Origin of the sequence: Roseovarius sp. E0-M6 (assembly GCF_037083845.1) — a bacterium.
Classification (GTDB): Bacteria; Pseudomonadota; Alphaproteobacteria; order Rhodobacterales; family Rhodobacteraceae; genus Roseovarius.
On sequence record NZ_JBAPLA010000001.1, the window covers coordinates 1,131,954 to 1,153,286 of the forward strand.

The 21,333-nt window shown below is 62.0% G+C and carries 18 protein-coding genes, 1 tRNA gene and 1 pseudogene; 11 read left to right on the forward strand and 9 right to left on the reverse strand.

The features are described from left to right. Nucleotides 1-3: 3 nt before the first annotated feature. The 4 genes and pseudogenes from V8359_RS05390 (at nucleotide 4) to V8359_RS05405 (ending at nucleotide 4,808) form a co-directional block, all read left to right on the forward strand. Entirely contained in the window at nucleotides 4-546 is a 543-nt protein-coding gene (locus tag V8359_RS05390; protein ID WP_336427699.1) for a DUF4376 domain-containing protein, read from the forward strand. A gap of 119 nt (nucleotides 547-665) precedes the next feature. Beyond that, nucleotides 666-1,510, forward strand: a pseudogene (locus V8359_RS05395) (DNA adenine methylase). A gap of 241 nt (nucleotides 1,511-1,751) precedes the next feature. Continuing rightward, on the forward strand, nucleotides 1,752-4,160 hold the full coding sequence (locus tag V8359_RS05400) for a GcvT family protein (protein ID WP_336427700.1): 2,409 nt from the start codon (nucleotides 1,752-1,754) through the stop codon (nucleotides 4,158-4,160). 60 nt (nucleotides 4,161-4,220) lie between these two features. Beyond that, the gene (locus V8359_RS05405) at nucleotides 4,221-4,808 is read left to right on the forward strand and encodes a nucleotidyltransferase family protein (RefSeq protein ID WP_336427701.1); all 588 of its coding nucleotides are present in this window, start codon (nucleotides 4,221-4,223) and stop codon (nucleotides 4,806-4,808) included. Nucleotides 4,809-4,967: 159 nt separating this feature from the next. Here V8359_RS05405 and V8359_RS05410 read toward each other — a convergent pair whose 3' ends face one another. Together V8359_RS05410 and V8359_RS05415 are read right to left on the reverse strand one after the other, a co-directional pair. Next, nucleotides 4,968-8,123, reverse strand: a complete 3,156-nt coding sequence (locus V8359_RS05410) for a Hint domain-containing protein (protein ID WP_336427702.1) — start codon at nucleotides 8,121-8,123, stop codon at nucleotides 4,968-4,970. Between the two features lie 783 nt (nucleotides 8,124-8,906). After that, nucleotides 8,907-8,992: transfer RNA gene (locus tag V8359_RS05415), tRNA-Leu, on the reverse strand. A 101-nt stretch (nucleotides 8,993-9,093) separates the two neighbouring features. Between V8359_RS05415 and V8359_RS05420 the strand changes: the two genes are divergently transcribed. Genes V8359_RS05420 through V8359_RS05430 form a run of 3 tightly spaced genes read left to right on the forward strand, consistent with a single transcriptional unit; the run spans nucleotide 9,094 to nucleotide 11,200 of the window. Beyond that, nucleotides 9,094-9,672: a YqaA family protein gene (locus V8359_RS05420; protein ID WP_336427703.1), complete on the forward strand. Its 579-nt coding sequence runs from the start codon at nucleotides 9,094-9,096 to the stop codon at nucleotides 9,670-9,672. Next, entirely contained in the window at nucleotides 9,672-10,130 is a 459-nt protein-coding gene (locus tag V8359_RS05425; RefSeq protein WP_336427704.1) for a disulfide bond formation protein B, read from the forward strand. Before V8359_RS05420 ends, V8359_RS05425 begins: the two co-directional genes overlap by 1 nt. 56 nt (nucleotides 10,131-10,186) lie before the next feature. After that, the gene (locus tag V8359_RS05430) at nucleotides 10,187-11,200 is read left to right on the forward strand and encodes an aromatic ring-hydroxylating oxygenase subunit alpha (protein WP_336427705.1); all 1,014 of its coding nucleotides are present in this window, start codon (nucleotides 10,187-10,189) and stop codon (nucleotides 11,198-11,200) included. Nucleotides 11,201-11,252: 52 nt separating this feature from the next. On the opposite strand, the gene V8359_RS05435 is transcribed toward V8359_RS05430, so the two are convergent. Further along, complete coding sequence (locus V8359_RS05435; protein WP_336427706.1) at nucleotides 11,253-11,681, reverse strand: Lrp/AsnC family transcriptional regulator; 429 nt, start codon at nucleotides 11,679-11,681, stop codon at nucleotides 11,253-11,255. A gap of 122 nt (nucleotides 11,682-11,803) precedes the next feature. Here V8359_RS05435 and rocF point away from each other — a divergent pair, with 122 nt between their 5' ends. Both rocF and V8359_RS05445 read left to right on the forward strand, forming a co-directional pair. Beyond that, nucleotides 11,804-12,727 carry an arginase gene (rocF, locus tag V8359_RS05440; protein ID WP_336427707.1) on the forward strand — a complete coding sequence of 308 codons (924 nt, stop codon included), beginning with the start codon at nucleotides 11,804-11,806 and terminating at the stop codon, nucleotides 12,725-12,727. A gap of 11 nt (nucleotides 12,728-12,738) precedes the next feature. Further along, nucleotides 12,739-13,791 (forward strand): ornithine cyclodeaminase, encoded by a 1,053-nt coding sequence (locus tag V8359_RS05445; protein ID WP_336427708.1) that lies wholly within the window; start codon nucleotides 12,739-12,741, stop codon nucleotides 13,789-13,791. A gap of 208 nt (nucleotides 13,792-13,999) precedes the next feature. Here V8359_RS05445 and V8359_RS05450 read toward each other — a convergent pair whose 3' ends face one another. After that, nucleotides 14,000-14,170, reverse strand: coding sequence for a hypothetical protein (locus tag V8359_RS05450; RefSeq protein WP_336427709.1), 171 nt, complete (start codon nucleotides 14,168-14,170; stop codon nucleotides 14,000-14,002). Nucleotides 14,171-14,186: 16 nt separating this feature from the next. Beyond that, nucleotides 14,187-14,510: a hypothetical protein gene (locus V8359_RS05455; protein ID WP_336427710.1), complete on the reverse strand. Its 324-nt coding sequence runs from the start codon at nucleotides 14,508-14,510 to the stop codon at nucleotides 14,187-14,189. On the opposite strand from V8359_RS05455, the gene V8359_RS19300 reads away from it, so the two are divergent. Further along, the gene (locus tag V8359_RS19300; RefSeq protein WP_442970330.1) at nucleotides 14,479-14,592 is read left to right on the forward strand and encodes a hypothetical protein; all 114 of its coding nucleotides are present in this window, start codon (nucleotides 14,479-14,481) and stop codon (nucleotides 14,590-14,592) included. The genes V8359_RS05455 and V8359_RS19300 overlap by 32 nt on opposite strands. 38 nt (nucleotides 14,593-14,630) lie before the next feature. Here the strand turns inward: V8359_RS19300 and V8359_RS05460 are convergent, their stop codons facing one another. The 4 genes from V8359_RS05460 to V8359_RS05475 all read right to left on the reverse strand — a co-directional run bounded on the left by V8359_RS05460 (nucleotide 14,631) and on the right by V8359_RS05475 (nucleotide 19,634). Next, on the reverse strand, nucleotides 14,631-16,712 hold the full coding sequence (locus V8359_RS05460) for an ABC transporter permease (protein WP_336427711.1): 2,082 nt from the start codon (nucleotides 16,710-16,712) through the stop codon (nucleotides 14,631-14,633). Further along, a complete protein-coding gene (locus V8359_RS05465) occupies nucleotides 16,709-17,776 on the reverse strand; it encodes a quaternary amine ABC transporter ATP-binding protein (RefSeq protein WP_442970315.1) in 1,068 nt (355 codons plus the stop codon). Before V8359_RS05465 ends, V8359_RS05460 begins: the two co-directional genes overlap by 4 nt. Before the next feature lie 133 nt (nucleotides 17,777-17,909). Next, the gene (locus tag V8359_RS05470) at nucleotides 17,910-18,860 is read right to left on the reverse strand and encodes an ABC transporter substrate-binding protein (protein ID WP_336427713.1); all 951 of its coding nucleotides are present in this window, start codon (nucleotides 18,858-18,860) and stop codon (nucleotides 17,910-17,912) included. A 138-nt stretch (nucleotides 18,861-18,998) separates the two neighbouring features. After that, a complete protein-coding gene (locus V8359_RS05475) occupies nucleotides 18,999-19,634 on the reverse strand; it encodes a hypothetical protein (protein WP_336427714.1) in 636 nt (211 codons plus the stop codon). A gap of 249 nt (nucleotides 19,635-19,883) precedes the next feature. Between V8359_RS05475 and V8359_RS05480 the strand changes: the two genes are divergently transcribed. Continuing rightward, nucleotides 19,884-21,332 carry a patatin-like phospholipase family protein gene (locus V8359_RS05480; RefSeq protein ID WP_336427715.1) on the forward strand — a complete coding sequence of 483 codons (1,449 nt, stop codon included), beginning with the start codon at nucleotides 19,884-19,886 and terminating at the stop codon, nucleotides 21,330-21,332. The last annotated feature ends 1 nt before the right edge of the window (nucleotide 21,333 follow it).

Here is a 21,333-nt window from a genome sequence, read left to right on the forward strand (position 1 = left end):
CTCATGACACACGCTGTAATATATGACCCAAATACTGGCGAGATTTCAGCCACCCTCGAATTTGAGGGGGATGAAGCCCCTACCCCTCAGCCACACATCGTGGTGGATAGTCCGATAGGTGATCCACTCCAGTGGACGGTTGACCTCGACACAATGACGTTGACACAGGCGGGCGTCATGGCCACGGACGAGGCCATCATGGTCGAACGTGATCGCCGCATCCATGGCGGCTTCGATTTTCAGGGGAACCGGTTCCAGACCCGACCAGAAGACCTCGCCAATATCTCGGGGGCGGCATCGTCGGCGCTGCTAGCCCTTTCCACGGGCACCCCCATCGACAAGACCGACTGGGCCGTGCCCGGCACGCCCTTCGCGTGGATTGCTGAGGATAACTCGCTCGTGTCCATGGACGTCGGCACGATGCTGGCCTTCAGTCAGGCGGCAATGCAGCACAAGGCCACGCTGATATTCCGCGCCAAAGCTCTGAAGGAAAACGGCCTCGCGGTGAACGACCTGTCGCTCGATGCCGTCTGGGCCGACCCTTAGAGGGAGGCCGAGGGGTACCAAAGCACCCCCCGACACGGGGCCAAGCTCTCACACAAGCCCCCGCCGACCAGACAAGCCTTATGGCCGCTCCCACCCCGATCGGGGACCGGCATAGAGGCATGATTCTCACCCCAATGAAAAGAGACGATCTCACCCCCGTATCGCCGTCGCTTCCCGTCGCCCCTTGGCTTGGCGGCAAGCGCAACCTTGCAAAGCGTATCACATCGATCCTCGACGCAGTTCCCCACCGGGCCTACGCTGAGCCCTTCGTCGGCATGGGGGCGTGTTCCTGCGCCGCTCCATGCGCCCTCGATCCGAAGTGATCAACGACCGCGGCCGCGATGTCAGCAACCTATTCCGCATCCTTCAGCGGCACTATCCCCAGTTCCTGGACATGCTGCGATTTCAGATAACGACGCGCGCTGAATTTCAGAGACTGATCGAGACCCGGCCTGACACGTTGACCGACCTCGAGCGCGCGGCGCGTTTCCTGTATCTTCAGCGCACGGCCTTCGGTGGAAAGGTCACGGGCCGCAATTTTGGCGTCTCCAAGGACAGACCTGGCCGGTTCAACCTAACAACGCTCGAGCCGATGCTCGAGGATATGCACGAGCGGATGGCTGGGGTGGTGATTGAATGCCTCGATTACGCTGACTTCATCAAACGATACGACGGGAAGGAGACGCTCTTTTATATTGACCCGCCCTACTGGGGCTGTGAGGACGACTACGGTCGTGAGCTCTTTTGTAAGGATGACTTCAAATCCATGGCCTCCCAACTGGCCACTATCAAGGGCCGCTTCCTTATGTCGATCAATGACGTCCCTGAAGTGAGAGCAGTCTTCACGGGTTTTCGGTTCGCCCAGGTGTCGACCACTTACACAATCAGCCAGGAAGCCAGTGCTCGAGGCGCGCGCGCCGAGTTGCTGGTCTCGAACTTCAAGCTGCCTTTAAAGGGGTGTTAAAGAGGCACCTAAAAGGCGGCATCTGAAACCGCGATTGCTGCAACTCTTTCTGTAAAAGTCTGCAAAACTTACCGTCGCGCTACATCCCGTCTCTTCGATTACGCAGCGCCACCTGATCAATCCCTCAATCGCAAACGTCAAATCATATTCAAATTCCGTTAGCGACAAGATGTGTCGCATTCGTGATTGATCTGTTCCCGGTGACTTCCGAGGCTGCGAACACACAACACAAGAGGCCCTTATGAAAACCACCACCCGTGTGGCCGTGATCGGCGGCGGCGTTGTCGGATGCAGCGTGCTTTATCACCTTACCAAGCTTGGCTGGTCCGACGTCATGCTGCTGGAACGCTCCGAGCTTACCTCCGGCTCAACCTGGCACGCGGCGGGCGGCTTTCACACGCTCAACGGCGACACAAACATGGCCGCGCTTCAGGGATATACCATCCGGCTTTACAAAGAGCTTGAAGAGATCACCGGCATGTCCTGCGGGCTGCATCACGTCGGCGGCGTAACGCTCGCCGACAATCGCGACCGTTTCGACATGCTGCTCGCTGAACGCGCGAAGCACCGCTACATGGGCCTCGACACGCATATCGTGACGCCCGAGGAAATTCGCGAGATTGCCCCGATCACCAATACCGACGGCATTATCGGGGCGCTCTATGACCCGCTCGACGGCCATCTCGACCCCTCCGGCACCACCCACGCCTGTGCCAAAGCGGCCCGCATGGGCGGCGCCACGATCGAAACGCATTGCATGGTCCTCGAGACCAATCAGCGCCCCGATGGCACATGGGACGTGGTGACCAACAAGGGCACCATCCACGCCGAACACGTGGTCAACGCGGGTGGCCTCTGGGCGCGCGAGGTGGGCGCGATGGCGGGCGTCTACCTGCCGCTCCACCCGATGGAGCATCAGTATATCGTCACTGACGACATCCCCGAGATTTACGAACGCACGGCGGAACACCCGCATGTGATGGACCCGGCCGGCGAAAGTTATCTGCGGCAAGAGGGACGTGGCCTTTGTATCGGCTTTTATGAGCAACCCTGCGAGCCATGGGCCGTCGACGGCACGCCGTGGGATTTCGGGCATGAGCTTCTGCCCGACAACCTCGACAAGATCGAGGACAGCATCGCCTTTTCCTATAACCGCTTCCCGGTGCTTGAAACCGCCGGGGTCAAATCGGTGATTCACGGCCCCTTCACCTTCGCCCCTGACGGCAACCCGCTTGTCGGGCCGGTGCCCGAACTGCAAAACTACTGGTCCGCCTGCGGTGTCATGGCCGGTTTCTCTCAGGGCGGAGGTGTCGGCCTCATGCTGGCACAGTGGATGACAGCCGGCGAATGCGAGCGCGAGGTGACCGCCATGGATATCGGCAGATATGGTGACTGGATCACGCCGGGCTATACCCGTCCCAAGGTGATCGAGAACTATCAGAAACGGTTCTCCGTGGCCTACCCGAATGAAGAATTGCCCGCCGCGCGCCCCTTCCGTCAGACGCCGATGTATGACGTGTTCGACGAGATGGGCGCGGTCTGGGGTCATCAATTCGGGCTTGAAGTGGTCAACTATTTTGCCCACGGCGATGAACCGCGCTATGAAACACCGTCTTTCCGCCGCTCGAACGCCCATCAGGCCACCGCACGCGAGGTCGCGGCGGTGCGCGACGCGGTCGGCATCAACGAGGTCCACAATTTCGGCAAGTATCTGGTGACAGGCCCCGGCGCCCGCGCCTGGCTGGACCGGATCATGGCCGGGCGCATCCCCAAACCCGGTCGGCTCAGCCTGACGCCGATGCTATCGCATAATGGCCGCCTGATCGGCGATTTCACCGTCTCATCACTGTCCGATACCGCCTTTCAACTGACCGCCTCCTACGGGGCACAGGCGGTTCATATGCGGTGGTTCCACCACAATCCCGCCGAGGGCGTGACGGTCGAGAATATCTCGGACCGGCTTAATGGATTTCAGATCGCGGGGCCGCGCGCGCGCGATGTGCTCGCATCCGTGACACGCGATCAGGTCACCGACATGCGCTTCATGGACCTGCGCCATGCCAGCATCGGCACTGTCGACTGCCTCATTCAGCGGGTCAGCTTTACCGGCGATCTGGGCTATGAGATCTATTGCGATCCGATGGCGCAACGCGCGCTATGGGCCACACTCTGGGCCGCGGGTCAGGAGTTCGGCATGCGCCCCTTCGGGATGCGCGCGATGATGTCGCTTCGGCTCGACAAGTTTTTCGGCTCGTGGCTCAACGAATTCTCTCCGGATTACACACCGGTCGAAACCGGCATGGAGCGGTTCATTCAGTGGAACAAACCGGTGGACTTCATCGGTCGTGCCGCAGCCGAGGCCGAGCGCGACGCCGGGTCCGCACGCAAGCTCGTGGCCTTCGAGGTGGATGCCACCGATGCCGATGCGCACGGGTATGAGCCTGTCTGGATCAACGGCAAGGTCGAAGGGTTCTGTACCTCGGGCGGGTATTCGCACCACGCCGGCAAATCTATCGCGCTGGCGCTTGTTCCGACCGGGCTGGCGCAAGAAGGGCTCGCCGCCGAGATTGAAATCCTGGGCGAAATGCGGGCCGCCACACTGATCACCACGCCGCTTTTCGATGCCGACGGCGCGCGGATGCGCGGCTGATCCGGCCCGCGGGCGGGTTGTGACTGGCGCGCCGCCTCCGGCGGGAGTATTTGGGGAAAGATGAATGGCCTGAGCATCCTTGTCCCCGCCGCCGGCGCGTCATCCCGTATGGGTGGGCGCGACAAGCTTCTCGAAAAGGTAGCGGGCGTGCCGCTCCTGCGACGGCAGGTTCTGCGCGCGCGACACACCGGCGCGCCGGTGATTGTCACCCTGCCCCCCGCCCACGGACAACGCAGCGCCGTGATCGCGGATATCGGCTGCACCTGCATCGAGGTTCCCGACGCCGGAGAAGGCATGGCCGCCTCACTCAGGGCAGGCGCCCGTGTGGCGGACCCGGATCATGCCCTGATGGTGCTTTTGCCCGACATGCCCGACATCACCACCGATGACATCCGCACGCTTGCCTTTGCCCATGCCACGGCCCCTCAAACTGTTCACCGCGCGGTGACCGCGGGCGGCCAGGCCGGTCACCCGGTGATCCTGCCCGCACGCCTGCGCCCCGCGATGGCAGGGCTGCGCGGCGATGAGGGCGCCTGGCCACTTTTGCGGAGTGAGACGGTGATATTGGTGCCACTCGACGGTGATCGCGCTGTGACCGATCTCGACACGCCCGGGGCCTGGGCCCGCTGGCGCGCGAGAGAGCGTTAGAGTGTTCAGACGGTAAAGCGTTTCGCGCGACGCTTGTTTCCAAAAACGAAACAACCCCGACAAAAAGCCGGGATTGTTCCGTTCAGAACCGGGTTGGCCCCCGCAACCGATCCTGGGAACCAGCCCGCGGGGGGAGCTGGCCGGTCCGGCTGCAAGGTATTACTTGGTCAGAAGCTGTGCCTCGTGCTTCTTGAGCGACCGGCGTGCGGCCTGATAGGCATTCACACCTTCGGCTTCGCGCAGTTCGGGGAAGAGCGTGAAGATTTCCTCACGGCTTTCCGCATCCATGTCGCCCAACGTCTGCTCACCGGGTTGGAAGCTCTCGGTCCACGATCCGTTCGAGAGCACGACCTCGTGCTGATCGAACATGAAGTGGATGTAGCTCACCTCGCCGGTGTCCACGTGATCCACACCCTCAAGCCCGGTCAGATGCTTGGCCGAGACCAGCACTTCGCGATCCTCGAAGTAGAGCGCCGATTTCTCGTTGTTGATCAGCACCCTGTGGTTCGGACTGACAAGAAGATCAGTCTCGGGAAGGCCGCGGCCCAACGCGCCCGCACGGATCAGAACCGGTTTGAGCTGCGGTGCCTGAAGAAGTTCGGCCCCCTCAAGATCACGCCGCCCGATCCAGCGGATTTCCTGAAGCCCGTTGTCGCGGGTGATGACCCGGTCACCGATCTCCAGATCCTCCACCTTGCGTTCGCCCTTCGGTGTCGCGATGAGCGTTCCGGGTGTGAAGCAGGGGATGATCCGCTCGATTTCCTGGAAGGTCATCGTGCCCGTCACCGACCCGCCTGGCGCATCGAGGAAGTTGATCCGCCCCGAGGTCGAGTCGCCATCGGGGTCGACCGTTTCATTCACCCGTTCGAAGTCGCCCGCGCCCGTGAGGTCGAGCGTATCGAAATCGTCGCCACCGGACCCGCCATCGGCATTGTCGCCATCTCCATCTGCGGCCGAGCCGATGATGAACGTGTCACGGCCAGTGTCGCCCGACATGTCGTCGGCCCCGGCGCCGCCGATGATGGTGTCATTGTCCGCACGGCCTTCGATGGTGTCGTCACCGTCGCCGCCTTCAATGATATCGTCGCCATTGCCACCTTGCAGGGTGTCCATGCCGTCGCCGCCGAGAATGCTGTCGTCACCGTCCTGACCGCGGATCGAGTCGTCGTCGATCCCGCCGTCCAGCGTATCGTTGCCGATACCGCCACGGATCGTGTCGTTGTCATCCTCGCCGAAGATCATGTCGTCGCCGGCACCGCCGCTCAGATCGTCGTCGCCGTTGTCCAGCTCGGGATCGGTCGCATCGGGAATGTTGGCCGCCGGGTCATTGACGCCACCATAGATGGTATCGTCACCCCTACCCCCGGTCACGGTATCGCTACCCTCACCCGCGATGATCTCGTCATTGCCGTCGCCGCCGTCGATCTCATCATCGTCAAGGCCACCGTCGATCACGTCATCGCCGGCACCGCCGGTGATCGTGTCGGCATCGTCGCCGGTCGTGATGGTGTCGTTCCCGGCGCCGCCCGCCGCGAGATCGCGGTCGTTATCGACATTGGGGTCTTCCGGCACCGTGGCCCCGAAACCGTCATCCGGCAGGGGGAAGTCGGGATCGCTCGGCGATCCGACCGACGCGGACGTGTCGATGACGTCATCGCCACCGCCGCCAAGCGCGGTATCCTGACCGTCGCCACCAAGAAGCGTGTCGTTCTCCGGCCCGCCGATCAGCGAATCGTCACCCTCACCGCCGACAAGGGTGTTTTCCCCGTCGTCACCGCGAAGCGAGTCGTCGCCATCGCCGCCGTCGATGATGTCGTCACCGCTATCGCCGCGCAGGCTGTCGTCGCCGTCGCCGCCACGGATGTCGTCATCGCCTTCACGGCCGCGCACGGTGTCGTCACCGCCGCCTGCTTCAACGATGTCATCCTGCGGCGCTTCGCCCGGCAGGATCGCGTCCATGTCGTCGATCGTGTCGCCATCCGGGTCGCCGGTATAGCCAAGGTCGATCGTCTCGCCCGCGTCGGTGCCGGAAACGATTCCATCGGGGCCCGGCGCGTCATCCGGCAGGATCAGGTTCTCGATCTCCGAGAACTCCATGGTGCCTGTCGGGTCGCCATCGTCATCGAGAAACTCGATCACGCCGCTGGTCGAATTTCCATCGGGATCATCGGTTTGGCTGACCACGCGAAGCGGGCCGCTCCCACTCAGATCGAGCGTGTCATTGTCGGTTCCGCCATCGCCGCCATCGGCGGTGTCACCGGCCGTGCCGCCGGTGATCGTGTCATCGCCGTCGCCGCCCGTGATCTGATCGGCACCTTCACCACCGGTCAGCTCATCATTGCCACCCTCGCCCAGCAACGTATCGTCGCCCTCACCACCGGTGAGCGTGTCATCGCCAGCCGCCACTTCGGGGAACGCATCGTAATAGACATCGGTCAGCTTGATACCCGAGGTGTCGGGTCCGTTCTGATCGTGATTGACCGTGATCTGCGACACCGGCCCCGGAATATCCACAAGAACAGAATAGGCCGGCGAGGAATCAGGCTCATAGCCGCCATCGCTATCGGCCGTATCGGCCCCGGCCACCGCGTCTGTATCCAGCAGCGTGACATTGCTGCCCGCTGTCAGGTTGACCTCGATGGGGTTACCCTCGGCATCAAGCGCCGAAATCCGCACGACGCCGTCGCCGTCGATGTCGTTGACGCGAAATGATACGTTTTCCACCGGATTCGAGAAGCCGAGCGCGTATTCAGTATTGGCCGTCTCGCCGCCCAGAACATTGTCGAGCGAGCTGTTGGAATCGGCGGGCGCGCCATCGGTGGCAATACCATCCACCAGATGGAAATTATCGGCAAAGACCGTGGGAGCATTCGAGCCCGAGGTGGTCGAGGTGAAGGTCACGTCGACATTTCCTGTGTCCTGCGTGAACGTGGTCAGAGCATCGCCGTCATCAATTCCAGGCGACCCGTCCGCGCCATCAGGATCGGGCGCTTCACTCCAGCGTAGAACCTCACGGGTGGCGATATTGTCAATGATATCGCGGTCGCCTGCGATCAGGTCGTCGCCCGCGCCGCCATCAAGGTCATCATTCCCCGCGCCGCCGAAAATCTCGTCGTCGCCGGCACCCGCGTCGACCGTATCGTCGCCATCGCCCGCGTTCACGATATCGTCGTCGCCCGTCTCGCCGGGAAGCGAGGCGTCACCGCCATCAATCACGTCACCTTCGGCATCACCGGGGGTCAGCGCGTTGATTTCGTTGTCAGTTGCATCGCCTTCGACGACGCCGCTACCCGTATCCGTTCTATCAATACCCATTACTCTTCTCCTAATGCCGGCCTGAGCCGTCCACGCAAACCGCGGAATAAGTTTTCTCGCCGCCGACGATGCAACGGTTACGCAAGCGACCTGCACGGACCTCGTGATCATTGGAGGGGAGATAATCGGCGCGTCGTTGCGTCACCAATTTCGTCAGGTCTTCGCCTGACCGATCGTGTTTCACGACACCGCATTACGCGGCTTTGCGATCACACGTCTCCCCGTACCTCTCTCGATACGAAATGCCGTGTGGTCGCCCCCGTGACCATCTTCATCGCCCCCCAGCTGGGCACATTCTTTTTAGGACAGCCGAAACGGCCAACAAAGGAAAAATTTAGGCAAATGCGCTTTCACCAAGGCACAAAGCGCCGATCCGCGCCCCGATTTGCCATGTGTGGGGCGGGTGTTCCGGGCCATTGTTTCCAAACCGGAACCTGTCGATCACGGCACAAACGACCTGTCTTAGAAGGTCAGAACGCTATTGCGCCGGTGCGGCGCGCCTCTCGTCGGACGAATGATTGTTTCTGTTTGGCGAACACTTAATCTCGATTGCCCAAATTAATCTTTGTTAAAAATGCGGCAGACGTTGTGTTGGCGATTTTTGTCCAATTCTGACGTTTCACGCAGTTTGAACCCGCTCTGGAAACGCTACCTCCGATTCGGGCCATCGGTGCAGATGTTTCGGCACGTTTCATGGCGCGCCCCGAAACGGTCTTACTCCTCGTTCCGGCAAAGGCACCGGCATTCGCCAATGAGTTGATATCTTGGTCGCTCTGGAGGGTGTGGTGCCCAAGGTCGGACTCGAACCGACACGCTATTGCTAGCGGGGGATTTTGAATCCCCTGCGTCTACCATTCCGCCACTTGGGCCACGGATGTGTCTCTAGCGAATGCGCATCCGCTCGTCCAGACCTCTTGACCCCGCGTGCCCCCCATGATCAATCCGGTCTCGCACAGCCGGGACACGAGACATGCTCAGACGCCTTTATGACTGGACGATCACGCTTGCGGATCATCCCCGTGCGCTTTGGGTTCTGGCATTTGTCTCGTTCATCGAAAGCTCGGTTTTTCCGATTCCTCCCGATGTGCTGATGATTCCGATGATCCTCGCGCGGCCCTCTCGGGCCTGGCTTGTCGCCACGGTTGCGCTCGTGTCGTCGGTGGTGGGCGGACTTCTGGGATATGCCATCGGCGCGCTGGCCTATGAACAGATCGGACAGCCCATTCTCGAGTCGCTGGGCAAGGTCCACGCGATGGAAGAATTCGCCACCCGTTTCAACGATTTCGGCTTTTGGGCGGTTCTCACGGCGGGGGTGACACCGTTCCCCTACAAGGTCATCACCATCATGTCGGGCTGGACCGGCATGCCGCTCGGCACCTTTATCGCCACTTCGATTCTCGCCCGGGGATTGCGGTTTTTCCTCGTGGCCGCCCTGCTGTGGAAATTCGGTGCGCCGGTGCGGAACTTTATCGAACGCCGCCTCGGGCTTATGTTCACTCTATTCGTGATCATCCTTCTGGCGGGGTTCTACGTGGTGAAGTTCCTGTGATGCAGCGCAACACGCTAATCGGCTTGGCGGCCTTTGGGTCGCTCGCGCTCCTGCTGGGGGCGTTCGCGTTTCAGCATCTGGGCGGCCTTCCCCCCTGCAAGCTCTGTATCTGGCAGCGATGGCCGCATGCCGTCGCAATTCCCATAGGGCTGATCGCGGTGGCGATCCGTGGCTGGCTTTTGCCGCTTCTGGGGATGCTCGCCGCACTGACCACAGGCGCAATTGGCCTCTATCACACCGGGGTCGAGCGCGGCCTGTGGGAGGGGCCCGCCACCTGCACAGCATCGGGCGGCGACGGGCTTAGCAATGCGGATTTCTTCGACAAGATCGTCACTGCCCCGGTGATCCGCTGCGACGATGTCGCGTGGGAGATGCTTGGCCTGTCGATGGCAAGCTGGAATGCGCTCATCGCGTTCGGACTGGCCGCGCTCTGGTGGGCAGCCCTGCGCAAAAGCTGATCGCTTGACCCCGCCTTGCCCGCGCCCCTATCGTCAACCGCGACAGGAGCACGAACATGCGCAATCTCGACCCACGACACTATACATCCCCGGAAATTCACGCCTCCGACGTGTCGCGCATATTTGCGCGCACATGGCAATTGATCGGGCCGGCCTCCCGTCTATCGGAGCGGGGTGACTATGTGGCGACCGAAATCGCCGGTCAGAAGGTTTTCGTGCTGATGACCCGCGAGGGTATCCGCGCCTTCCGAAATGTCTGCCGTCACCGCGGCGCGCGCCTTCTGCCCGAAGGTTCGGGGCGCTGTTCCACCATCCGCTGCCCCTATCACCAATGGGTCTGGGGCGAGGACGGATCGCTTCTCAATGTGCCGTGGTGGGGCGATGATCCCGATTTTGAAATGTCCGACTGGGCCCTTGATCAGATCGCGTGGGAGGTCTGGCGCGGGCTGCTTTTTGTCGCCATCGACCCCGAGCGCACATTGACAGAGCAATTGGGCGCCACCGCTCCCGAACTTGCCGAGGAACCGCTCGAAACCTTCCACTGGACCCACGAAGAGGTGATGACCTTCGACGCCAACTGGAAAATCTATACCGACAATTTCGTCGAAGGCTACCACATCCCCGGCGTCCACCCGCAATTTCACGCGGCCATCGAGTTTGACGCGTTCGAGACCACCGCCCATGACGGCCTTGTCCGCATGACCGCACCGCCGCGCGACGGGCTGTTTTATCGCGGCAAATGGCTCTGGATGTGGCCCAACTGGACGCTTTCGCTATTCGACGGCGGTATGAACACGTCGCGCATCAACCCGGTGGACCACCGGCGCACCGAACTGATCTACAATTTCTATTTCGCCGACACCTCCGAGGCAACGGCCGAGACCCGCGCCCGAACCATCGCCGACAACCTTCAGGTCATTCGCGAGGATTTCGAAATTTGCATCGAAACTCAGAAAAATTACGAAAGCGGCGGGTACCGCCCCGGTCCCCTCTCGCCCCGGCATGAACAGGGCGTGAAATATTTTCAGGATCAGTTGCGCAAGACGTCGAAGGCGGTGCAGACCGGCTAAACCGGTTCGCCCAAGCGGTTGGTAACCAGAACCAGACGCCGCGCCGCGCAGCTCAGGCCGAGGATTTCCGCGTGCTCAGAAGCAGGCTGGTTTCGCTTGATACCACGCCGTCGAACTTGCGGATCTGGCTGATCACCGCGTCGATCGCCTCAAGCGAGGTGGTGCCAAGTTCGGCGATCACGTCCCAGCGGCCATTCGTGGTATGAGTGGCGCGCACGGCGCTCAGACCGTTCAACTGCCGCAGGATGCGGTCGGTGCCCCGCCCCTCGATTCCCAGCATGATCAGCGCGCGCACCGGATCGCGGGCCGCCTCTCCCTTGAGCACGACGGTAAATCCCACGATGTCACCCGCGCGCTGCAACCGTTCGATACGGCTGCGCACCGTAGTGCGTGACACCCCCAACTCCAGCGCGAGCTGCGACAGAGAGGCGCGGGCATCATGGCGCAATGCGGATATGAGCCGCTGATCCGTTTCGTCCATTTCGGCTAAATTTCCTTCCGGTTTGGCTATAGTACTTCCCATAAGTTCAAAATAGCCGCTTCACCCCAACCTAAATGATCATCATCTTGCCGCCAACACCTTAAGTTCTGACGGAGGACATCATGACCAATTGTATCCTCATCGGCGTTCCGATGGACAGCGGCAAGCGCAGCCAAGGCTGCCGCATGGGCCCTGACGCCTATCGCGTTGCAGGCATTCACGAAGCCCTGAAAAGCCTCGGCCACAACGTCGAGGATGTCGGCAACATCACGCCCGACGCGGCGACAGCACCGGCCGAGCTTCCCGAACATGTCTTTGAACCCGCCGGGATGATCGGCTGGACCTCGGCGCTTGCCCGCGCTGCGCAGGACGCGCTGCCCAATGGTCTGCCGATCTTCATGGGCGGCGATCACGGCCTTGCCCTCGGGTCCATTCTTGGCGCCGCACGTCATGCCGCCAAGGCCGGACGCCCGCTTTTCGTGCTCTGGCCCGATGCCCATACTGATTATCATACGCCACAAAGCACCGGCTCGGGCAACCTGCACGGCGCGCCATTGGGGTATGTGACCGGGCGCGACGGCTTCCACGGATTTCCCGAAGTGACAAGCCCGGTCCCGCACGAGAATATCTGCCTTCTCGGTCTGCGCTCGGTGGATCCTGCCGAACGCGATGAGCTTCAGCAGACGGCGATGCGCTACCATGATATGCGCGGTATCGACGAAACCGGCATCGCGCGCCCTCTCGCGGCATTCCTCGAGGATGTGGCCAAGGCCGACGGCATGCTCCATGTCTCGCTCGACGTGGATTTCCTCGACCCGTCTTTCGCCCCGGCGGTGGGCACCACCGTTCCCGGCGGCGCGACCATCCGCGAGGCGCATCTGATGATGGAAATGATCTGCGACAGCGGTCTCATGACCTCGCTCGACCTTGTGGAACTGAACCCCTTTCTCGACGAGCGCGGCCGCACCGCACAGGTCATGGTGGACCTTGCGGCCTCGGCCCTTGGCCGCCGCGTCTTCGACCGACCCACCCGCGCATTCACCTGAGGAGTATCACGATGACCAACCTCCTGCCTTCCGAAAAGGCCCTCGTGCCTTTTGTCTCAGTCGACAACATGATGAAATTCGTCCACCATATCGGGATCGAACCGATGCTGCGCGGCCTTGCCGACTATATCGAGGCCGATTTCAAACGCTGGGAGTTGTTCGACAAGACGCCGCGTATCGCCTCGCACTCCGCCGAAGGCGTGATCGAGTTGATGCCTACCTCCGACGGTGAGGTCTATGGCTTCAAATACGTGAACGGCCATCCCAAAAACACCAAGTCCGGCCTTCAAACCGTGACCGCGTTCGGCCTGTTGGCCGATGTGGGCAACGGGTATCCCGTTTTGCTCAGTGAAATGACCGTTCTGACCGCACTGCGCACCGCCGCCACCTCGGCCATGGTGGCCAAGCATCTCGCCCCTCAAGGGTCCGACACTATGGCGATGATCGGTGCGGGGGCGCAAAGCGAATTTCAAAGTCTCGCCATGAAGGCCATCTGCGGCGTCAAGAACATCCGCCTTTACGATATCGATCCCGCCGCCACCGCCAAGGCCGTGCGCAACCTCACCGGGCAGGGCCTGAATGTCGTGGGCTGCAAGACCGCCGAAGAAAGCATGGAAGGGGCGCAGATCATCACCACCTGCACCGCCGACAAGCAATATGCCACCATCCTGACCGACAACATGGTCGGCTCGGGTGTCCACATCAACGCGATCGGCGGCGACTGCCCCGGCAAGACCGAGCTTGCCCCTGCGATCCTGCACCGTTCGGATATTTTCGTGGAGTTTCCGCCCCAGACCCGCATCGAGGGCGAAATTCAGCAGATGCCCGAAGATCACCCCGTCACCGAGATGTGGGAAGTCCTCAGCGGCAAGGCCACCGGACGCACCTCGCAAAGTCAGATCACGCTTTTCGACAGCGTTGGTTTCGCCATCGAGGATTTCAGCGCGCTCCGTTATATCCGGGATCACATCGCGGGGTCCGACTACTATCTTGATCTCGACCTACTGGCCGATCCCGACGATCCGCGCGATCTTTTCGGGATGCTGCAACGCGCCGCGACCTGAACCCCCGCGGCACCCTTTTGCATCCGGCGCCGGTGAAATTGCACCTCGCGTCTGAGGGCCGCGTGATAGCCCGCCCTCAGACACAGGATCGCAATGAGACCCAAGAGCATGGGACATGCCTTTCTGGTCAGGTCGGGAAAGCGATGCCCTCGGGCCGCAGTCTTCAAAAGCCGGATAGGTGGCCGTGGCCCGGAAAAGCCGGGTAAGCTCAGCCACCCGGCGAGGACGGTATGAGCCCCCGATCCTGCGCAGCGACCATCTCGCTGTCGCCGATGACGCCATCGCCGTTCGTGTCGATCTCGATGACACCCTCGCTCAGCGCGATCGCCGAATGCGCCATGAGGCTCATTCCAAGGGTGAGTGCGATATACTTGATCATGTGTCGGTTTCCCGTGTCAGGTCGGATTTTGGTCAAGCGCCGCCGAACGCAGCCCTACAGGTAACAGGAGGGTCAGATCGGTCGCTTGCGTCCGGCCACGCGCAGCGGCGGGCGGTGCTTCGCCCAAGCCCGGCCACGCGATGCGCCAAGCCTTGCCGACACGCTCCCCGATGAGGGCATGCCACCAGCGGTCTTTCCCGCCCTCGCGCTTCGGGACATCGTTCTGGCGATCGAGACCCTGCCGCCGGATCAGGCCGAGGTGCTGCTGATCGTGCTGGAAGGGCGAAACCAGCCCCCGCCGCATCGCCCTGCGCACGGGTGTTCCGGTCGGCACCGTCATGTCGCGGCTGACGCGGGCCCGCGTACATCTCCGGCGTCGGATGGAATTGGCCCCCGATGACAAGGTCTCAAATCTCTTTTGATCTGCCGATGTTGGTATCCGCGCCAGTCTGAACTTGGATCAAAGCCCCAAGGCGCGCCGCCGCTCTGCGGCAAATCCCTGCACGAGACGGTCAGCCACCAGCGCCAGCATCGCCATCGCCGCACCCGATGCGATGCCAAGACCGACATCCGCCTGCCCCAGTGCAAGATAGATCGACTGACCAAGACCCGTCGTCCCCACCAGCGCCGCGATGACCAGCATCGCGAAGGCATAAAGGATCGTCTGGTTCAGCCCCAGAAGGATCGTTGGCGTCGCATAGGGAATACGCACTTCGCGCATCAACTGCGCCGAGGTCGCCCCTGACGACACCGCCGCCTCGACCAATTCGTCCGGCGTCATGACAAGGCCGTGCCGCGTATAGCGGATCATCGGCACGATGGCATACATGCAGATGGCCAAAAACGCAGGAAACTCACCGATGCCAAAGAACATCAGGACCGGTATCAGAAAGACGAAAAGCGGAATGGTCTGAAGCATGTCACAGATCGGCCGCACCACGCGCCACGCCATCGGGCTCACCGCACACAAAAGGCCGATCCCCCCGCCCAGCACCGCACAGGCCAGAACCGCGACCCCCGACAGGTAAAGCGACAAAAGCGCCTTGTCCCACAAGCCGCTGACAAGGATGATGGCCATCATGATGCCCGCAAACCCCGCGAGCCGCGCGCCGCCGGCGCTCCACCCGATCGCGGCCGCCGCAATCACGACAAACGGCCAAGGAAGCTCGACCACCCCGGTTTCGAGCACACCTGCAAGGATCACGAGGACCAGACCGCCCACCACGCGCCCCGTCGCGATCAGTCCCAGCCCCAGAACCGCGGCCACCGCGTAAAAGACAAGGCTCATGGTCTGGGTCCATTGGAACCCCCAAGTGAACGGCAGGACCGCCCCGTCAAGCCCGATCCGCACCGGCAACAGCCCAAAGAACATCGCCCCGTTCTTGATCGCATCGAGCGTTCCGCCATTGGCCACCAGAAATCGGCTCAGCGCTGCATCGAGCCAGTCTTTCGCCGGCTCCATCAGCGTGATCGCCCCCGGTGCCGTCGCCTGCCCCCAAAGCACAAGCGTGATGACCACACCGATCGCCACGATACCCGCCGATATCCGTAGGGTATGGCGTTCGCGCTCGGTCGCCATGTGCAAGCTCATCCGGTCGATCACGATCGCAAAGACCACGATCACCATCCCGGCAAGAAGGCTTGGACCCAACTGCGCCTTGCGCATGGTCAGAAGAACTTCCCATCCGATATCCTCATAACCTCCGATCACGGCGGCGATGATCACCATGCTCAGCGCGGCCATCAGGCATTGATTGACGCCCACCATGATCTGGGTCTTGGCCGACGGGATTTCGATCAGGAAAAGCTGTTGAAGACGCGTGCCACCCGACATGATCGCGGCTTCCTTGATATCCATTTCGACACGCTCAAGCCCAAGGATCACGTTGCGCGCCATGGGCGGCGCGGCATAGATCGCACTTGCGATCAGGCCGACAACCGGGCCAAATCCGAACAAAAGCAGGAGCGGCGTGAGATAGGCGAAGGTGGGCACCGTCTGCATGACGTCCATGACGGTCTGCACGGCGCCCTTGACGCGCGGAATTTCATTGGCCAGCACACCCACTGTCCCCCCAAGGAACAGTGCCAAAGGCACCGAAACCGCCACCAGAGACAAGGTGTTCATGCTCTCGGTCCAATACCCCGAGGCCAGCACGAAGCCCATTCCCACAAGACCCAGAGACGCCATTCGAAGGCCGCCCACCCACCAGCCGAACGCGGTCACGAGCGCGATCAGAATCGGATAGGGCACCGTATTGAAAAGCCAGTTCGACCCATCCATCGCCCCGCCCAACGCGGCCGAGACGACCCGCATCGCGGGTTTTATCGCCTCGAGGAACCAACCAAGGCCCGCACCGATCCATTCGGTCATCGGCAGCGCCCAGTCCGACGGAAACTCGAACAACCACGGCGCATAGGGCTCAAGCGCAAGACATATGGCCCCCGTCAGGATCGTCACCATCGCGGCCCATGCACCGGGGCTCAGACGCCGCGCCGTGGCGGGGCCTGTGCCGGCACCCAGACCTATGTCGGGCGCGCTCATGTCTCGTCCACCTGCAATGCAGCGGCCAGATCGCTGGGATGCACGACGCCCACGATCTTGCCCGTGGCATCATGCACTGGCACGGGTTTATACCGGGTGATACATTTGCCCAACGCATCCTCGAGCGTCATGTCGGCGCGGATGCCGGGATCGTCCATCATGTCCGCCGTGCCTTCCGACGCGGGCCGAATGACCGAACTGATCTTGGCATGCCGTCCCTTGGCCACATCCTTCGAAAATTCGCGCACATAATCATCGACCGGTTTCAGCACGATCTCGGTCGGCGTTCCTATCTGCACGATCTTGCCATCGCGCATGATGGCGATACGGTCCGCGATCTTCAGCGCCTCGGCAATATCATGAGTGATGAAGACAATGGATTTCTTCAGCCGCGCCTGAATATCGATGAACTCGTCCTGCAACTGCCGCCGGATCAACGGGTCAAGCGCGCTGAACGGCTCGTCCAGAAACCAGATGTCGGGATTGACCGCGAGAGACCGGGCGATGCCGACACGCTGCCGCTGTCCACCCGAAAGCTCGCGCGGATAGGCGTCCTCGCGCCCCTCCAGCCCCACAAGCTCGATCACCTCATGCGCCCGCGTCAGGCGCTCGGCCCGGCCCTTGCCCTGCATCTTGAGCGGGAAGGCCACGTTTTCGGCCACGCTCATGTGCGGGAAAAGACCAAAATGCTGGAACACCATTCCAAGCTTGTCGCGCCGCAATTCGGTCATGCGCGCCTTGTTCGCCTCGAGGATATTCTCCCCCTCGATGGAAATCTCACCGCCCGTCGCCTCAATCAGGCGCGCGATACACCGCACGATGGTGGATTTGCCCGATCCCGACAGGCCCATGATCACGAAAAGTTCGCCCTGACGGACGTCAAAATTCGCGTCCCGCACCGCAGGGATAAGCCCGTCCGCGATAAGCCGCTCGGCGGTGGCGTCCCGGTCTCCGCCCGTGGCCTCCTGCGCCTCGCGAAGCTTTTCGCCGGCGCGCGCGCCAAATACCTGCCAGACATTGCGGCAGCGGATCGCCGGCCGGGTCGCGTCGGTCGTATCTGTCATGGTCATCCCCGAATGTCCCTGCGGGCCGGCGCCCACCCTGTCATGCCGGGTGGTTTCGCGGGCCTTCGCATACGCGCGCGCCCCGGACCAAGGCCCGGAACGCGCTTTGTTTCAATCTATCCGGTCACGCGGATCAGTTGACAGCCGCGTCCACGATCGGTTTCCACGCCTCTTCGTTCTCGGCCATCCAGTTCTCAACGGCCTGATCGACCGACATGCCATCAACATCGACCTGTCCCATCAGGGGTTGCTGATCGGCGACATCCATCTGGAAGTTTCCGAGAATTTCGGCCGCAGCCGGCCATTTCTCATCAAATCCCGACCAAGTGGCCTTGAAGATGCGCGTGGGCGCGAAATCACAATCATGCGTGGCATTTGGGTTCGTGCCCCAAGACGCATCGTTGAAACACTCCTCGTTACCCGCGGGCATCTCGACGAATTTCACGTCGTATTTCGACATCGCCCAATGCGGTTGCCAAAAAGTGATCAGTAGCGGGCTCTCCCGCTCGGTCGAGGCGCGAAGCTCGGCGATGAGCGCGCCTTCCGACCCGGCCGGCACCGCCTTGAAGGGAAGATCGAACCCCGTCAGCCGGTCCGCACCCGGCGTGCCCCAGTCAGCGGGATAATCCACAAGACGGCCCTGCGGCAGTGTCTCTGCGGTCGCGAATTTCTGCGCGCAGTCATTCAGCGCCTCCCACGCCGGAAGACCGGGGCACATTTCCTCGACATGCGCGGGATACGCGATCCCTTCCTTGGCCGCGAGTCCAAGGTCGCCGATTTCGGTCACGCCGCCGGCCTCGACTTGCTTGGCATAATCGTCGCTCACGTTCGAAGACCAGATTTCCAGCGCCGCGTGGATCTCACCATCCGCCATCGCCTGATACATGTTCATGTATCCCGCGGTGGTGTATTCCACCTCATAGCCCGCTTCTTTTAGCATTTCGCCCGCGATATGCGTCGTCACATGCTGGCCGGTCCATTCGTTCACGGCGAGTTTGATGGGCTCGTCCACGGCGCCCATTTCGGCGGCATGCCCAGCCGTCGCGATAGATGCGGCCGCAAGACCGATCAGTGTCTTTTTCATATTGTATCTCCCTGATGTTTTTTTAATTGACTGGCCAATCAGTAACCGCGCAACCGCAGCCGGACAACCACTTTCGACACATCTTAAGGCTCTTGCGACATACCGCAAACAGAAATACCGCCCTATTCCCCCGGGCGCCTAGTTCGTCACGAGGGAATATTGCGTGCCGTTTCCCTTGTTCGTCACCTGCACGGTATAGGTTTCGGTGCTTTGCGGATACCATCCGCAATGGGCGAAATCGCTGATATCCGTGTCCGAACAAACCAGCCGCCCTTTCCCGTCATAGACAAAGAGATCAAGGTTCGCGCCACCATGGCCCTCGATATAGATCTCAGCGAACCTGCCGCCCTTGAACGTCAGGCCCGGATACCGGTCCTTTCCCTTCGCCGCGATCGCCGCCGAGTTGAAGGCCGGACCGCCCTGCAACCCCTTTGGCACAGCCTGATCCATCGTTGCGCGGGCGGCTTTCACCGCCGCCTCCGCCACCGGATCGCCCTGCGCCATGTCCAAGGCCACGCCCAGCATCGCCGCCGCCGAAATCGGCCCGGCCTGTGCCGCGCTGCCCTCTTGGGGGGCACGGTCGGCGCGCATCATCCGAACCGGCGCGCGAATTTTCGACGCGGCCAGCACAAGGTAGGGGTCCAACTGCGCCAACCCTTCAAGATAGACCATCCGCGACGCTTCGAGCCGCTTGATATCGCTCATCTCCGCGGTCGCGCGCCCCGGCCCCGCCATCAGCGTCACAGCCAAGATCATCACACCCATCCATTTCATAAGGCACCCCCCGGTCTCGCCTGCGGCCCGCTGCGCCGCCCCCTCAACATAAATAGGCCACCCGGTCCCCGGCAACGATTTTCGGCCCAACTTATTTCCGGTCGACCCTGCCAGAGTTTCAGGCGGGCGACCTTTTTGATCCGATCCGGGGGCGGCACCTGGCCGATCACATCCGCCTCCAAGAATCCTTGCTCGGGCGCGCGCATCTGGCCTACCCTTTGAAACGACGTATTTTCAGGACCAACCCCTATGCCACGCTTGGCCGCCAGTCTTGCCTTTGCCGCCTCGCTCGCTCTTGCCGCCTGCGCGGTGACGAACACGCCCATTAACGCACCGCTTCCCGCCACCGTCGCCGCGCAACCCCCGCTTCAAACGCTTGATAACGCGGTCGACGATGGCATCTATATCGGCCTTGCCTTCTCGGGCGGGGGCACCCGTGCCTCCGCTTTTGGGTATGGTATGCTCGAAGAACTGCGCGCCACCGCCCGCGAGGCGTATGGCAACGACGGGTTGCTCTCTCATGTCGAGCTTGTCTCGGGCGTCTCGGGTGGCTCTGTCACAGCGGCTTATTACGGTCTGCACGGCCCGCGCGGTCTGCGCTCCTACCGCGAACGCTACCTCGTGCAGAACGCCGAGAAATACATGTCAAACTCCCCCTTCAACCCGGTTGCGATTGCGCGCGGGCTCTCTGGTGGCGCCAATTCACGCAAAACCTTCGCCCGGTTTCTCGACGAATCGATCTTTCACAAGGCCACCTTCGGCGACCTCTCACAGCGCGGCCATGCGGTGACGTGGATCAACGCCGCCGATATCGCCAACAACACGCCCTTCCTCTTTTCCTCCGAAACATTCGACGCGCTCTGCTCGGACCTCTCGCGCCTGCCGGTCTCCGAGGCGGTCGCGGCCTCTGCCGCCTTCCCGCTCGTTTTCTCGCCCATCGTGCTCGAGGCGCATACCGATGCCTGCACCTATACCGAGCCGGGCTGGCTCACCACCGCACGCTACAACCCCGAAGCCAGTTCGGCGATGAAAGCCTACGCCCGAACACTCGAAAGCTATCGCGACCCGGCCAAGGTCAAGTTCGTAAAACTTCTCGATGGCGGCATCACTGACAATTTCGGCACGACCGGCCTCACGATGGCACGCGCAAAATCACAGACACCGCATGGGCCTCTCACCGCGCGCGAGGCGGTAAACCTGCGCCGCATGCTCTTTCTCGTCGCCAATGCCGGGGTGCAGTCCGACTATGCTTGGACGCAAAAGATCAAGGGACCGGGCGGAGTGCCCCTCGCCATGGCCATCGCCAATTCGTCAATGTCCTCGGCCACGCGGGTTGGCTATGACGTGATGCGCATGACACTCGATGACTGGGTCGAGGATCTTGTCGAATTCCGCTGTGATCTTTCTCCCGCCGAGCTGCGCCGCCTGCGCGGATCCACCGACGGCTGGGACTGCGCGGATATAAAACTCTTCGTGGGCGAAGTCTCGTTTCAGGGGGTGTCCGATGATCGTCGCGACCGGCTGAATGAAATTCCCACGCGCTTGCGCCTGCCCGCCGAGGACGTGGACATGGTGATCGCGGCGGCCCGCGACGCGACCCGCAACAATCCCGAACTGCGCGGCTTCCTGCGCAGCCTCGAGACAGAGCGAACCCGCATCGCCATTCCCGACGGGGCCCGCCGCATCACGCCGCAATGAC